This is a genomic window from Actinoallomurus acanthiterrae, from assembly GCF_054775715.1.
Genome location: NZ_BAAHCO010000001.1, coordinates 6,744,432 through 6,758,933, shown reverse-complemented (window position 1 = coordinate 6,758,933; position 14,502 = coordinate 6,744,432). Strand labels below are relative to the sequence as shown.

Annotated in this window: 12 protein-coding genes; 10 read left to right on the top strand and 2 right to left on the bottom strand. The window is 67.2% G+C overall.

Annotated features, from left to right (window positions below):
- Window positions 1-40: 40 nt before the first annotated feature.
- On the top strand, window positions 41-385 hold the full coding sequence (locus ACYVF7_RS31745; protein WP_460358203.1) for a hypothetical protein: 345 nt from the start codon (window positions 41-43) through the stop codon (window positions 383-385).
- Window positions 283-1,239: a discoidin domain-containing protein gene (locus ACYVF7_RS31740; protein ID WP_460358201.1), complete on the top strand. Its 957-nt coding sequence runs from the start codon at window positions 283-285 to the stop codon at window positions 1,237-1,239. Before ACYVF7_RS31745 ends, ACYVF7_RS31740 begins: the two co-directional genes overlap by 103 nt.
- A gap of 30 nt (window positions 1,240-1,269) precedes the next feature.
- Here the strand turns inward: ACYVF7_RS31740 and ACYVF7_RS31735 are convergent, their stop codons facing one another.
- Window positions 1,270-2,526 carry an alpha/beta fold hydrolase gene (locus ACYVF7_RS31735; RefSeq protein WP_460347975.1) on the bottom strand — a complete coding sequence of 419 codons (1,257 nt, stop codon included), beginning with the start codon at window positions 2,524-2,526 and terminating at the stop codon, window positions 1,270-1,272.
- An 83-nt stretch (window positions 2,527-2,609) separates the two neighbouring features.
- On the opposite strand from ACYVF7_RS31735, the gene ACYVF7_RS31730 reads away from it, so the two are divergent.
- Window positions 2,610-3,533, top strand: coding sequence for a LysR family transcriptional regulator (locus tag ACYVF7_RS31730; protein WP_460347973.1), 924 nt, complete (start codon window positions 2,610-2,612; stop codon window positions 3,531-3,533).
- Window positions 3,534-3,711: 178 nt separating this feature from the next.
- Entirely contained in the window at window positions 3,712-4,584 is an 873-nt protein-coding gene (locus tag ACYVF7_RS31725) for a neprosin family prolyl endopeptidase (protein WP_460347971.1), read from the top strand.
- 93 nt (window positions 4,585-4,677) lie between these two features.
- Here ACYVF7_RS31725 and ACYVF7_RS31720 read toward each other — a convergent pair whose 3' ends face one another.
- Window positions 4,678-5,781 carry an ROK family protein gene (locus ACYVF7_RS31720; protein ID WP_460347969.1) on the bottom strand — a complete coding sequence of 368 codons (1,104 nt, stop codon included), beginning with the start codon at window positions 5,779-5,781 and terminating at the stop codon, window positions 4,678-4,680.
- Between the two features lie 130 nt (window positions 5,782-5,911).
- On the opposite strand from ACYVF7_RS31720, the gene ACYVF7_RS31715 reads away from it, so the two are divergent.
- The 6 genes from ACYVF7_RS31715 (at window position 5,912) to ACYVF7_RS31690 (ending at window position 14,293) form a co-directional block, all read left to right on the top strand.
- The gene (locus tag ACYVF7_RS31715) at window positions 5,912-7,492 is read left to right on the top strand and encodes an alpha-amylase family glycosyl hydrolase (protein WP_460347967.1); all 1,581 of its coding nucleotides are present in this window, start codon (window positions 5,912-5,914) and stop codon (window positions 7,490-7,492) included.
- 38 nt (window positions 7,493-7,530) lie between these two features.
- The gene (locus ACYVF7_RS31710) at window positions 7,531-8,826 is read left to right on the top strand and encodes an ABC transporter substrate-binding protein (protein WP_460347965.1); all 1,296 of its coding nucleotides are present in this window, start codon (window positions 7,531-7,533) and stop codon (window positions 8,824-8,826) included.
- A 68-nt stretch (window positions 8,827-8,894) separates the two neighbouring features.
- Entirely contained in the window at window positions 8,895-9,866 is a 972-nt protein-coding gene (locus tag ACYVF7_RS31705; protein ID WP_460347963.1) for a carbohydrate ABC transporter permease, read from the top strand.
- Complete coding sequence (locus ACYVF7_RS31700) at window positions 9,863-10,693, top strand: carbohydrate ABC transporter permease (protein WP_460347961.1); 831 nt, start codon at window positions 9,863-9,865, stop codon at window positions 10,691-10,693. The genes ACYVF7_RS31705 and ACYVF7_RS31700 overlap by 4 nt, the downstream gene beginning before the upstream one ends.
- Window positions 10,694-10,910: 217 nt before the next feature.
- Window positions 10,911-12,863 (top strand): galactose-binding domain-containing protein, encoded by a 1,953-nt coding sequence (locus ACYVF7_RS31695; protein ID WP_460347959.1) that lies wholly within the window; start codon window positions 10,911-10,913, stop codon window positions 12,861-12,863.
- 143 nt (window positions 12,864-13,006) lie between these two features.
- On the top strand, window positions 13,007-14,293 hold the full coding sequence (locus ACYVF7_RS31690; protein WP_460347957.1) for a Gfo/Idh/MocA family protein: 1,287 nt from the start codon (window positions 13,007-13,009) through the stop codon (window positions 14,291-14,293).
- Window positions 14,294-14,502 lie beyond the last annotated feature (209 nt).

The following is a 14,502-nucleotide window of genomic DNA, read 5'->3' as shown; positions in this document are numbered from 1 at the left end:
ACCCATTCGCCCTACAACGCGGGCACCCTTGGGCCAGGCGGTGGACGATGTCATCGATGGCCACCACTCGCTGAAGGCTCACGAGGAGAACACTGGACTGGCTTACCGCACGGTCCCCGCCACGGTGCCGTTCATCGCCGGCCACAAGTACACGGTCTCGTTCAAATATCAGACCAACCTCGACGGCCAGTGGGCCTGGGTGACGGGGGCGGACACTGTCGGGGACGGCAAGGTCGCCTCGAGGACATCACCCGCGACACGCTCGCGCCCGCGCTGGACACGGTGCCCTATTCGAAGCAGATCGTCGCGGGCTGCGGCGACACCTGGGTCGGCCTGCGCAAGCTCGGCGGTGCGGCGGGCACGGACTTCGTGCTCGACGACCTGAAGGTGACCGATCTGGGCCCGGTGAGCGGCGGCGCCGCCTGCGCGAGCGTGACGACCCCGCCGAGCGCCGACCTGAGCCCCGGCGTGCCGAGCGAGTACGTCACGACGTTCACCAACAACGAGCGGACCGACGCCGTCAACGTCGGCATGAAACTCGAGGGCCTGCCCACCGGCTGGACCGTGATGGTCAAGAAACGGGACGGCAACCTGTTCGGCACCGTCAAGCCGGGCGCGACCGTGAGCACCACCTGGATCCTGACCCCGCCCAAGAGCACCGCTGGAACCTCCGTGGCCTGGAAGGCCATGGCCGTTTACGACAACGCCGGCGTCACCAAGACGGTGTCGGCTGACGCCAGAGCCTCGGTCGCCACCGTGCCGGTGCTCTCGCCGAGCTCGATGACCGCGACCGCCGACTCGGAGAATCTCTCCTCCGGGCCGGCGGAGGGCCCGGTGTCCAACGTTCTGGATGGTGACCCGGGCACCATCTGGCACACCGACTACACGAACTCGAACGCGCCCTACCCGCACTGGGTGACCTTGAAGCTGGGCGGTGCGGCCGAGGTCAATGGCTTCGGCTACCTCGACCGGCAGAGCGGAGGAATGAACGGACGGGTGGCGGGCTACGAGATCGCCGTGTCCGACGACGGCACGAGCTGGAGGACCGTCACGAAGGGCGCGCTCGTCGACTCACCACAGATCCAGCGGATCTCCTTCGACGCCGAACGCGCCTCCTACGTGAGGTTCACCGCGCTCAACGCGCTGAACGGGCAACCGTTCGCGGCCGCGGCCGAGATGCGGGTTTACGGGACCTCCGTCGACCCGCCGACGGGTTACCCACCGGCCGAGCGGCCGTAGGCACCCGCCACCGCCGTCATACCGCCGGCCTCATGAGGCGATCATCGTCATGAGCCGGTCGAGCACCGCTTCGGACTGAGTGATGCCGTCATGTGCGTATTCGTTGGTGATCCACAGCTGCAGTCCCCGGATGGCTTGTGCCGTGGACAGGGCCATGTCCGCGTCGACGTACATGTCGTCGTGGTACACCACCGCACCGACCGGCACGGTGTTGACGGCCAGGCGACCCGGGTCGTACAGGCGCGGCCAGTCCGGATAGGCGGCGAGTCGTTCGGCGCATTCGGCCAGGGGTTCCAGCGCCGGATCCTCGGCGAACAGCCATGGGAAGACCATTTCTCCGGTGAAGCAGACTGGCCCGTACCGATCCGGGTCGAACTCGGGGAACTTGCGGCGGACCCGTTCGGCCGCCCAGGCCGACGCCGTCCCCTGGCAGTAGATCGCCTCGTGCAGGAGCGCGTACAGCGGATACTCGGTAAAGGACACGGCGCTGTCGACGCGTCGCAGGAACACGTCGGACAGTTCACTATTGCCGGGGCCGTCGACGAACGCCTCTTCCAGCAGGTGGTGCAGCGCGTCGAATCTGCTCTGCAGCCCAAGGCCCATCCCCAGCATCTGGAACCGACGCGGCGTCAGCCGTCCACCGGTGGGCAGCATCACCCGCAGGTCGCCCAGCATCTCGCTGATCAGCTTCGCCGACTCCGCGTCCTCGGGATAACGCTCAAAATAGCGGTCGTTGTGCGCCAGGACGCGAGGGTAGGTGGCCAGGTACACCTCATCGGGGGTCGCATCCAGCGGGGGCAGCCCTCCGGCGATCATTACCTCGCGGAGCCCCTCGGGGGCGAAGGAAAGATAGCTGACGGCGCAGAAGCCGCCGAAACTCTGCCCCAGTACACTCCATGGCCGATCTCCGGCCAGGCGGGTGCGCAGCAGTTCGGCGTCGGAGACGATGCTGTCGGCGCGGAAATGGCGCAGGTACGCGGCCGGGTCGTCCAGCCCCGTGAGGGTCTGGCGCGTGGCCGGGGTGCTGCGCCCGGTGCCGCGCTGGTCCATCAGCACCACCCGGTAGTCACGTACGGCGCGCCGCAGCCACGCCGGGACCGTACGAGGCGATCTGTGGCCGGGGCCGCCCTCCAGGTACAGCAGGTACGGGAGGTCCGCATCGGCGCGATCGGCTGCCGCCACCTCACGCGCGAACAGCCGCAGGCGACGGCCGTCCGGATCGGCATGATCGAGGGGCACGGTGAGGAAATGGTCGGTGAAGATGAGTCCGGAGTGGCGGTAGATCACACCACAACCGTGCCGGGCCGGTCCCTCGCCCGGTAAATCCCAATCAGCTATAGTCCGCGCATTATGGGCCGAAAGGGGCCGTCGTGCAGCTCGAGCTACGCCACCTGCGCGTACTGTGTGCGATCGCGGACGCCGGAAGCCTGAGCCGTGCGGCGGCCCGGCTGGGTGTCTCCCAGCCGTCGCTCACCGGCCAATTGCGCAGGATCGAGACCGCGCTGGGCGGTGAGGTGTTCCGGCGCGGCCGGCTCGGCGTCACACCGACGGCCTTCGGCCTGTTCGTGCTGAACCGGGCGCGATCGGTGCTGTTCACCGTGGACGAGCTGCTCATCGGGGCGGACCGGCAGCCGGAAACCTCCGGTATCCGGATCGGCGGCTACGCCACTCCCGTACTGACGGGCCTGCTGAACCGCCTGTTCGCGATGCCCGGCGCCCGCGTCACCGTGCACACCGAATACTCGCCGCGCTTGCTGCTGGACCTGCTGGCCTCTCGCCGCGTCGACGCGGCCACGCTGGTCGACTACCCAGGACACGAGCTGCCGGCCATGCCGACGGTCGGAATCCGCGTCGTGGCCACGGAGAGCATCTCCGTCGCGTTGCCGGCCGCACACCGGCTCGCCCACCACGTCGAGATTCCGCTCGCCGCGTTGTCCGAGGAGGACTGGCTCGTCTCCCCGCCCGACGGCGCCGGTTGGCCCGAGGTGTTCTACGCCGCCTGCCAGGAGGCCGGCTTCGCCCCTCGGATCCGGTACATGACCAGCGAGCACGACATCATCCGCGCGTTCGTCCGCGAAGGCCGCGCGATCGCTCCCTGTCAAAGCACCACGCGAGCCCACGGCGTCGTCGTACGTCCGCTCGTCGGCCCCGCGCTGCGCATGCGGCACCTGTTCGCCTGGCGGATCGGTGGCCCGCTGACCGACCGTGCCGCCGAACTCACCGAACTCGCGGCCGAAGCGCATCGTGAGGCGATCGCCGACTGCCCGGACTATCAGTCCTGGCTCACGCGCTGACCCTGAGCGATGAGACCGCTGGATTAGCCGTACGCGCTGCCGCACCGCCGGCATGGCGGTCATCTTCGTGGCCGACACCGGCCTTCATCAGGCGCTTCACCTAAGCCGTCTTTGTGCATCATCCGCGTGTTATGGCGATTTGGGATGAGACGCAGGGCTGCGCCGCGATCACAGTGGCGTGCATGACGCCGCTATGGCGGTGGTGTCACCGATCTCCTGGAGACGCATCATGCCCCGCTTGTCGCTCCGGTCTTTCGTCATCGCCACTACTGCACTTCTCTCGATCGCTCCGGCCGGCGGCCTTTCAGCCCGTTCCGTTTCGCCGGCCGTACCACCCGGCATCGCGGCGGACCAGCCCAAGTGCTGGTTCGGCGCGTGTTTCCAGTACGTCGCTGGAACGCAGTACGCCACCAACACCGGAGCCTCGGTCACCACTGATGTCGAGCAGCCGAAGGTCGATGCGGCCGACGTCAACGCGCATTCGCTGCAGGAACTGGCGGTGATGACCACCGATCGCGCCTTCATCGTCGAGATCGGCTGGACCGTCGATCAAGGGCTCAACGGGGACACCGCTCCGCACCTGTTCGTCTACCACTGGGTCAACAACGGTGAGACCTGCTACAACGGCTGCGGGTTCGTCTCGACCTCATCGACCCGGCCGGGAATCCGGCTGGTGCCGAACACTTCGGCCCGGCTGGCGATCCGCTATTTCAGCGGCAATTGGTGGTTGTCCTACAACGGCGGCTGGATCGGCTACTTCCCGGGATCTCTGTGGAATAACGCCTACACCCAGGCCAGTGAGGTCGAAGCATTCGGCGAAGTCTCCAGTACCACCACGCCCACCTGCACCGACATGGGCAACGGCCGTTCCGGATCAGACCCTGCGTCTTCTTGGTTCAGCGGTTTCCAGCTCTTCGGCTCCACCGCCTCGCCGAACTGGACGGTCACGCAGACCAGTCCCAGCCAATACACCTACGGCAATGCCACCGGAACGTCTTTCCACCTGGGCGGCCCGGGCTCGGGCACCTGCGCCGCGCCTACGCCGAGGTAGGGGTCCGACCAGCACGCGATCGCCTTCGCCCGGCAGGTGGGAGACCAGCCGGGCGAGGCGATGGCAAAGTTCACCCTCCGTCGGCGGTCGGCCTCAGGGGAGTGTGAACAGTTGCTCTTCCAGGTGGTCCAGGGCGAGCCGGACGGCGCCGAGAGCGACGTTGCGTTCGCCGAGGTGGGAGGCCTGGAGGGGGATAGGGAAGAGGCAGAGGTCGTCGAGTCGATGCTTGAGGGGCTTGAGGAGGGTGTCGCCGGCTCCCGCCAGGCCACCGCCGATGACGATCTTGTCAGGGTCGATGAGGAGTACCGCGGCGGCGATGCCGGTGGCCAGGTCATCGATGAACGCAGGGTCGTCGACGGCTTTGCCGGCGGCCAGTGCGTCGCGGGCCTCATACCAGCGGGCGGCTTTCAGGACACCGATTTCTCCCGCTGCGCCGTGGCGGCCTGGGCGTAGGCGGCCGTCGATGAGGATTCCGACCGAGACCTGGTGTCCGGCAAGGATGTAGACGACATCGGAGGCGTCTCCGGCGGTTCCCTGCCAGTGTTCGGCCAGCGCGCCGAGGTTGGCGTCGTTGCCGACCAGGACAGGGCCTGTGCCGATGCCGGACAGATCTCGCCGTAGGTTCATGCCCGCCCATCCGGTCAGGGCAGGGGACCGTAGGACCGTGCCGGTGTGCGGGTCGACCGGGCCGGTGGTGCCGACGCCGATGGCGAGGATGTCGGCGAGGCGGACCCCTGAGGCCGCCCGGGCGGCGCGTTTAAGGGCGGTACGGGCGGCTTCGATGCGGTCGGCATTGCTGACCTCGGCCGACACCTCGATTCGGTGGCTACCGCGGACATTGCCGGCCAGGTCGGTGCACAGGGCGAGGACTTTGTGGATGCCGATGTCGACGCCGAGGACGTAGCCGAGTTCGGAGCAGAACCGGTAGCGCTTGGCCGGGCGGCCGACCGGCCGCGGCGCGTTGGGGTCCGGCTCGATCTCGGCGACCAGGCCGCGGCCGTTCAGCTCGTTGACGGCTTCTTCGGTCGCGGGCCGGGACAGACCTGCCCGCCCGGCGATCTCGGTCAACGTGAGGCCGTCGGGGGAGTCGTCGTCCGGCGTGGTCGTGGCGTCCGCGTGTATGACACGAAGGACCGCCACGGTGGTGGCGCGGCCCAGCGGCGGCCCGAACCAGTGCTGGGGAGTGCCTGCCTTCATCGATGCCCTCTCTGACCTCTTGACGTGCTGCCCATCGAGTGTCACCATCCCTAACACGCTCGAAATATTAAGTCATCCTGCATTATTAATCCACCTCTCAGTCGACTCCTGCGAAAGGCCGTCGCATCCCATGTCCCGGTCCCGTGCCGCCGTGTCCTGGCTGGCCGACGCCGTCCTCTACCAGATCTACCCGGCCTCGTTCGCCGACTCCAACGGGGACGGCATCGGTGACCTGGCCGGCATCATCGAGCGCTTGGACTACCTGGCCTGGCTGGGTGTCGACACGGTCTGGCTGAGCCCGTGTTTTGCCTCGGAGTTCGGCGACGGCGGCTACGACGTGGTGGACCACCTGAGCATCGCGCCGCGGTACGGCGCCAACGCTGACGCAGTGGCCCTGATCGAGGCCGCGCGCAGCCGTGGCATCCGTGTCATGTTCGACCTGGTCCCCGGGCACACCTCGCACCGGCACCGCTGGTTTCAGGAGTCGGCCAACACGCCCGGAGATCATCGCTACATCTGGTCGGACCGCATCGCCTCGCCGATGCGCGACTGGATTCCCAATCAGGGGGCACGTGGCGGCTTCTACCTGGCCAACTTCTATGCCATCCAGCCGGCGCTGAACTTCGGCTACGCCAGGCCCAACGAAAACGAGCCATGGCGGCAGCCCGTGGACGCGGATGGACCCCGGGCCAACCGGGCGGCGCTGCGGGAGATCATGAGCTTCTGGTTCGACCGCGGCGTCTCGGGTTTCCGTGTGGACATGGCCTATTCCCTGGTCAAGGACGACCCCGGCCAGGCCGAGACGGGCCGGTTGTGGGGACAGACGCGCGAGTGGATCGACCGCAGCTACCCGCACTGCGCGCTGCTGGCCGAGTGGGGCGACCCCCGGACCTCCATCCCGGCCGGCTTCCACGCCGACTTCTTCCTGCATTTCCAGGGCCAGGCCCTGCGTTCGCTGTGGGACAACAACACCGGCAGCCAGGGCCCCTGGAGCGACGGCCAGCCCTGCTACTTCGACCCCGACGGCAAGGGCTCGATGCAGACGTTCTGGGAGGCGTGGCAGGAGGCCGAGGCGGCCGCCGACGGCGGCGGGCTGGTGGCTCTGCCCACGTCCAACCATGATTTCTCCCGCCTGACCTGCGGCCCACGCACCCGCGACATGGTCGCTCCGGCCTTCGCCTTCCAGCTCACCTGGCCCTCGGTGCCGGTCATCTATTACGGCGACGAGATCGGCATGCGATACGTCCCCGGCTTGCCGGACAAGGAAGGCAGCCAGCTCGACACCCAGGCCCGGCAAGGGTCGCGTACCCCGATGCAGTGGGATGACGGCCCGAACGCCGGGTTCTCCACCGCCGCCGCGGAGTTCCTCTACCTGCCGATCGACCCGGACCCGGACCGCCCGACGGTAACCGCCGCCCAGACGCACGATACTTCCCTGCTGCATCAGGTCCGCACGCTGATCCAGCTGCGCAAACAGACTCCCGCGTTCGGCGCCACCGCGCCGGTGCGGATCCTGCACCGCGACTATCCCTTCGTCTACACCCGAGGCGACAGCCATCTGGTCGTCATCAACGGCCGCCGAGACCCCGCCCACGCACGGGTGACGGGCACCGGCGGTGCTCGTCCCCTCGCCGTACACGGAGTCGAGATAACCGGCGGAGAGGTCCGGACCCACGGCTTCTCCTACGGCATCTTCGCCTTGCCCGTCTGAGAACACCTCAGCCCAACAGATCATTACTAGGAGCAGCAATGAATCGTCGCAGATTCCTCGCCGCGAGCGGGGCGGTCACGGCGGCGGCCTTGACCGGATGCACCGCGGGCGGAACCTCGAGCGCTCCCAAGAGCAGCGCCGGCGTCGTGGAGCTGTCGTTCCTGACCTTCGAGACGCCCAACCTGAACGCGGCCTACTGGGACGCGGCCATCGCGCGGGCCTCGGCCAAGGTGCCCGGAGTGAAGATCAAGAAATTGGTCTCGCCCATCGTCGACCGGACGGCTTACGTCAAGCAGTTGGATGCTTCGGGTCAGATGCCCGACATCATGCCCGCGCTCACCCTCAACGGGTTCGCTCAGGCGGGCAAGCTCGCCGCGTTCACGCCTGCGGAGCTGACTCCGTTCGTGTGGCCGAAGGCCAACGCGTTCGGCGGGAAGAGCTACCAGCTGCCATACAACACCCAGACCGTGCCGATGGTCTATTACAACAAGGCACTGTTCGCGAAGGCCGGGATCACCGCTCCGCCCAAGACGTACGCCGAGTTCCTGCAGGTGTGCGCGAAGCTCAAGGCCAACGGCATCAACCCGATCGTGCTGGGCGGCGGCGGCAAGGACACCTGGGCGGACATGTACCCGCTGACCGCCACGGTCGCCACCGACGTGTACAAGACCAACCCTGGGTGGCTGGGTGAACGAGCCGCGAACAAGACGACCTTCGCCGATTCCGCGTTCGTCAAGGCGGTGAACAAGGTCGCCCAACTGGCCAAGGACGGTTACATCGACCCGGCCGGGCTGAGCCGCTCCTACCCCGACACCGAGAAGGCCTTCCGCGACGGCAAGGGCGCCATGTACCCGATGGGGTCGTGGTTCCCCGCGTCCGCCGACACCAAGAAGCCCGCCTTTGAGGTCGGCGTGTTCGCCTGGCCCACCGACGACGGATCCCCGGTGGTGCCGGCCTATACCGGCGGCGGGCTGAGCGTCAGCGCCAAAGCCCCGGACGTGGCGAAGGCCAAGAAGTGGGCGCTGGCGTTCCAGCTCGACAAGACCAACCTTGACGCCGTCGTCAAATCCGACGGCGCGATCATCGCGGTCAAGGGCTACCAGCCGCCCACCGACATGGGCCCGGTCTACCAGGCCACCCTCGCGATCTACGACCAGGCGCTCAAGTCGGGCACCGTCACCAATGCCTTCTCCCAGGAGAACGGTGACGGATCGCTGGCCGCCGGCCTGGCCGACAAGGCGGCCCTGGGCGTGCAGGACCTGGTCACCGGCAAGAAGACCGCCGCCCAGTTCGCGGCGTTCCTCGACAAAGAGTGGACCAAGGCCACCCAGTAGGAACGACCCCGCGGTGCTCGGCGGCCCAAGACAACCGCCGAGCACCGCCCGGAAAGGAGAGCGCCGCGATGACGGCGACACGTACCCGGGCCTCCAGGCGGGACCTGCCGGCTCGGCGGCGTCCCGCGGCAAGACCGTCGCGGCACCGTCGCGGACGGCCGGCGCGCGCACTGGGCCACTTGGGCCACTTCGGGCTCTTCGGCCTGCCCTCGCTGGCCCTCTATGCCTGTTTCGTGCTGGTTCCGATCGGCATCTCGGCGTACTACAGCCTGACCAACCGCAACCCCTTCAACCCACCCAGCCGGTGGGTCGGACTGCATAACTACCGGCTCCTGGCAGGCGACGGCGACTTCTGGAAGGTACTGACCAACACCGTCATCATCACCGCGGTGGTGACGGTGGCCGCCAACGCCATCGGGCTCGCGATCGCGGTGCTGCTGGACCGCCGCGGCTGGCTGTACAACGCGCTGCGCAGCGTCTTCTTCACCCCCATCGTGCTCAGCGCGGTCGTGGTCAGCGTCATCTGGCAGGCCATCCTCACCGACGACGGCCTGCTCAACACCACACTCCGCGAACTCGGCGTCGCCCACCCGCCCGGATGGCTGTCCGACCCCGACCTGGCCCTGTACACACTGTGCTGGATCCTCACCTGGCAGATGATCGGCTTTTGCGTCGTGGTCTACCTGGCCGGGCTGCAAGCCGTACCACACGAACTCCACGAAGCCGCAGCCGTCGACGGTGCCACCCCGCTCGAACGTTTCCGCCACATCACCTGGCCGCTCCTGGCACCGGCGGTGACCATCAACACCGTCATGCTGCTCATCAACACCTTCAAGATCTACGACCAGGTGCAGGTCATCACCAATGGTGGGCCGGGCGACGGCACGACCAGCACGATCGCGTTCGACGTCATCCAGACCGGGCTGGTGGGCAACCGGATCGGCTACGCCTCGGCGATCGCCGTGGTGATGCTCATCTTCGTCGCGATCATCTCCACCGTCGTCCTGCGCCTGCTCCAGCGCCGTGAGGTGAACGCATGACCAAACAAACCGGCGGCTGGCTGCGCCCACTCGTCTCCACCTTCGTCGCCGTAGTGTTCTTCCTGCCGCTCTACCTGGTGCTGGTCAACGTCTTCAAACCCGGCGGCAAGATCGTCGATGCGCCCGCCGCACCGCCGATCCCCCCGACGCTGAACAACATCCGCACGGTCCTCACCCGCCCCGACCACCTGTTCTGGTACGGCCTGATCAACAGCATCGAGGTCACCGCCGTCTCGATCACCGCGCTGACCGTACTGTCCGCGATGTGCGGCTACTACCTGGCCCGCGGCAAGGGCATCGGCGCCCGGATCATGCTGGTCGTCATGCTGGCCGGGCTGATGATCCCTCCCGCGGTCATCATCGCGCCGATCACCGAAGTGCTGCGCGCCGCCGGGCTGATGACATCCGTCGTCGGCCTCATCCTGGTCAACGTGGGCTACTACGTCCCATTCGGCGTATTCGTCTTTGCCGGGTTCGTCAAAACCATCCCGATCGAACTCGAACAGGCGGCCGCACTCGACGGCGCGAACCGGCTGCGGACCTTCTGGCAGGTCGTGTTCCCTCTGCTGCGGCCGGCCGCCGCCAGCGTGCTGATCTTCCTCGGGGTGTGGATCTGGAACGACTTCCTCAACCCGCTGATCATCCTCGGCCCGTCCCAGGGCACCACCGTCACCGTCGGAATCTACCGGGCCATCGGCGAACACCAGCAGGACTACGGCGCCGTGTTCGCGCTGATGTTCCTGGCCAGCCTCCCCATCCTCATCTTCTACCTCGCCTTCCAAAAACACTTCGTCAAGGGCCTCACCGCTGGGGCCAGCAAGGGCTGACCGCCCGCCACGGCCACGCAGCACCAACGCCCCGAAAGATCTGACGACTTTCTCCCACCCCGAAACAAGGCCACCGGACCGGGCCGGTCCCTTCCACGAAGCACGACCTCACAACGCCACCGCAGAAGCCGACACGACCACACCGATCTCGGAGCCCACCAGTGATGCGCTTATTGCACAGCGCCTTCCCACCCCATCCCCGCTCGTAGGAGTCACGATGAAACCCCTCCGATCCATCCTGGCAAGACTGGCCGCGCTTTTGCTCGGCCTCGGCTTGGTCTCGGTTCCGGCCGCGTCAGCCCAGGCCGCCGGCGGTTCGGCGACCGACTGGATGAGCCAGGGCAAGTTCGGTGTCATGACGCACTACCTTGCTGAGGGCTGCCCAGCAGGTTGCGCTCTTAGTGATTACCCGAACAACATGCCGACCGTCGAGCAGTGGAACGCTCGGGTGGATAAGTACGATGTCGCGGGTGTCGTCCAGCAACTGAAGTCGGCCGGTGCGGGCTGGCTGCAGATCGCGGTCGGGCAGAACACCGGTTACTACGACGCTCCGAATGCCACCTACGACAGGTTGGTCCCGCCCACGGCGGACCATCCTTCTCGGCTGTCGCGCCGGGACCTCATCAAGGACCTGGGTTCCGCCATGCACCAGGCAGGGCTCAAGCTCATCGTCTACATCACCGACGACGCGATTATGCGCGACGACTACGCCCGCCACCAGCTCGGCGGTGCGGATCAGGGCTGGGGGGCACCCAACGCGACCTACCAGGCCAACTGGCTGAACGTCGTGAAGACGTGGGCGCAGCAGTGGGGGTCCAACGTCGACGGCTTCTGGGTCGACGGCTCCTACTACGACGATCTGGAGCCGTTCTACGACCAGATGGCGGCGAACCTGCGCAGCGGCAACCCCAACGCGCTCGTCTCCTTCAACGCCGGCTCCCAGACTCCTCTCAAATCAGTGACCACCCAGTCCGACTTCACCGCGGGTGAAACCGGCGCCGGCGACTGGCCTCGCCGCACAGATGGTCGCTGGGTCGGCAACCGCGGCACCCAGATGCAGTTGCAGTACCTCGCCGTGGCGCAGAGCGACTGGGGTGACCCGCCGGACCAGCCGATGTCCTTCAGCGACAACCGGATCATCACGCTCACCCGGGACGTCGTCCGTGTCGGCGGCGCGGTGACCTGGGACGTCGGCTACAACCGTGACAACGGGCATATCTCCGACCTGGCCATGGCGCAGTTGAAGAAGGTCGGTCAGGCTGTGCGCGAGATCGACGGCAATCTCGCCATCGGCAAGACGGCCACCCAATCCAGCACGCGTCCGGGCGCCCCGCCCGCGGACGCGTCGCTGGCGATCGACGGGAACACCAACGGCGACTTCGGATCCGGTTCGGTCACCCACACCTCCGGCACCCCGGTGGATGCCAACCCGTGGTGGCAGGTCGATCTCGGTTCATCTCAGCCCGTCAGCTCGATCAAGTTGTGGAACCGCACGGACTGCTGCTCTGATCGGTTGCGCGACTTCTACGTCTTCGCCTCCGACACCCCCTTCACCTCCAGCGACCCGAATGTCACCAAGAACCAGAGCGGAGTGTGGAGTTCCTTCCAGGCGAATGCGGTCGGCCAGACGCTGGCCTTGCCGGTCGGCCGCACCGCTCGCTATGTCCGCGTCCAGTTGGTGGGTTCGGACCGGCCGCTGTCTCTGGCCGAAGTCCAGGTCTTCGGCAACCTTGCGCTGAACCAGCCCGTCACCCAGTCCAGCACGCTCGTATCGGGCGCGAGCGCAGTGCTGGCGAACGACGGAGACACTGACGGTGACTTCTTCCACGGCTCGGTCAGCCACACCTCCGAGAGTCCACTGGATACCGACCCGTGGTGGCAGGTCGATCTCGGTTCGTCCCAGCCCGTCGGCACGATCAAGTTGTGGAACCGGACCGACTGCTGCTCCGCCCGACTGCACGACTTCTACGTCTTCGCCTCCGACACACCGTTCACCTCCAGCGACCCGAATGTCACCAAGAACCAGCCCGGCGTGTGGAGCAGCTACCAGAGCGCCGCAGCGCCAACGTCACTGCCCCTTCCCGTCGGCCGGACCGCCCGTTACGTCCGCGTCCAGCTGGTCGGTTCCGACCGGCCGCTGTCCCTCGCCGAAGTCCAGGTCATGAGCTGACCCTCACCCCTGGGTCGGGGCGGGCCGCGTGAGCGGCCGCCCCGATCTTCGGCCCGTGCCAAGGCACCGCCGTCACCGTCGGCATATACCTCGCCTTCCAACGCCGTTTCCCTAAACAGAGGCCTTACCGCGGGAGCCAGCAGATGAAGCATGTCAACCTTCGGGACCATGAGGGCGTGCCCCTCGACCGCCCGGTCACGCTCGCCGTGGTCGGCGCCGGGGCGCGCGGAGCGGCTTACGCAGAACTCGCCACGCGCTGGCCTGACAAGGTCCGAGTCGTGGCCGTCGCCGAGCCGCGCGACGCCGCCCGCGAGGCCTTCGCCGATCGTCATGCTCTGGATTCCGAGTTGGTCTTCGATACCTGGCAGGAACTGGCCGAGCGAGGCAGGGTCGCCGACGCGGTCCTGATCGCGACGCTCGACGCCGATCATCTGGAACCGGCCCGCGTCTTTGCCGGTCAGGGCTACGACATCCTGCTGGAGAAGCCGATCGCGCCCACAAAGGTCGAGGTTGAGGGCGTCGGGCAGGCTGCGGCACACAACGGCGTGACCATCGCGGTTTGCCACGTGATGAGGTACACGCCGTATACGGCGGCGCTACGGGAGCTGCTTGCTGATATCGGCGAGATCGTCACCGTCGACCACCTCGAGCCGATCGGCTACTACCACTTCGCGCACTCTTTCGTGCGCGGCAACTGGCGGCGCGCCGAACAGAGCGCATTCGCGCTGCTCGCCAAGTCCTGCCACGACATCGACTGGCTCGGCTTCATCATCGGCCGTCCTGCCACCCGGGTGTCGTCGTTCGGCGGGTTGCGGCACTTCCGCTCCTCACAGCGGCCTGCGCACGCCACCGACCGCTGCCTGGACTGCCCCGTAGAGCTCGACTGTGCCTACTCGGCGGTCCGCATGTACCGGGATGGTTTGCGCCAAGGCGGGACCCGCCGATACTTCACCGACATCATCACCGGCGGCGTACTCACCGAGGATGCCGTCACCAGAGCTCTCGCCGAGGGACCCTACGGACGTTGCGTCTACGCCGGCGACAACGACGTCGTCGACCACCAGGTCGTCAACCTCGAATACGAGGGCGGCACCACCGCCACATTCACGATGACCGCGTTCACCCCGCTGGAGAACCGGCACACCAAGATCTTCGGCACCCGGGGACAGCTAACGGGAGATGGCCGCTACCTGCACCTGTACGACTTCCGCACCGAACGGACCACGACGATCGACACCTCCCTGGACGGCTCATCAGCCGCCGAAGGCCACGCCGGCGGCGACGCGGCGCTGGTCCAGGCGTTCGTGACCGCCCTGCACACTGGCCGCTCCGAGTTGATCCTCTCGTCTGTCGAGGAGAGCGTGGCCGGCCACCGCGTGGTGTTCGCCGCCGAGCGGGCCCGCCTCACCGGGACCGTCGTCGCCCTCTGATACCCACGGCCACCCCCGGTCCGATGAGCGACAAACCGGTGTCGGACTTCACCCGGCGAGATGACAAAAACGTCTGACCGAACCCGTACCGGCGTGACCGCCGGTTTCGTCGACGACCGCGAAACGGAGGATGCACCACCTAGCTGTACACCTCGGGGGCCGAACACACAGCAGTGCCGCGCTGCGGCATGAAGAAAGAGCAACATCGT

Coding starts and splice junctions, on each gene's coding strand:
- ACYVF7_RS31700 (WP_460347961.1), top strand. CDS start 9,863: ATGACCAAACAAACCGGCGGCTGGCTGCGCCCACTCGTCTCCACCTTC.
- ACYVF7_RS31705 (WP_460347963.1), top strand. CDS start 8,895: ATGACGGCGACACGTACCCGGGCCTCCAGGCGGGACCTGCCGGCTCGG.
- ACYVF7_RS31690 (WP_460347957.1), top strand. CDS start 13,007: ATGAAGCATGTCAACCTTCGGGACCATGAGGGCGTGCCCCTCGACCGC.
- ACYVF7_RS31710 (WP_460347965.1), top strand. CDS start 7,531: ATGAATCGTCGCAGATTCCTCGCCGCGAGCGGGGCGGTCACGGCGGCG.
- ACYVF7_RS31720 (WP_460347969.1), bottom strand. CDS start 5,781: ATGAAGGCAGGCACTCCCCAGCACTGGTTCGGGCCGCCGCTGGGCCGC.
- ACYVF7_RS31695 (WP_460347959.1), top strand. CDS start 10,911: ATGAAACCCCTCCGATCCATCCTGGCAAGACTGGCCGCGCTTTTGCTC.
- ACYVF7_RS31715 (WP_460347967.1), top strand. CDS start 5,912: ATGTCCCGGTCCCGTGCCGCCGTGTCCTGGCTGGCCGACGCCGTCCTC.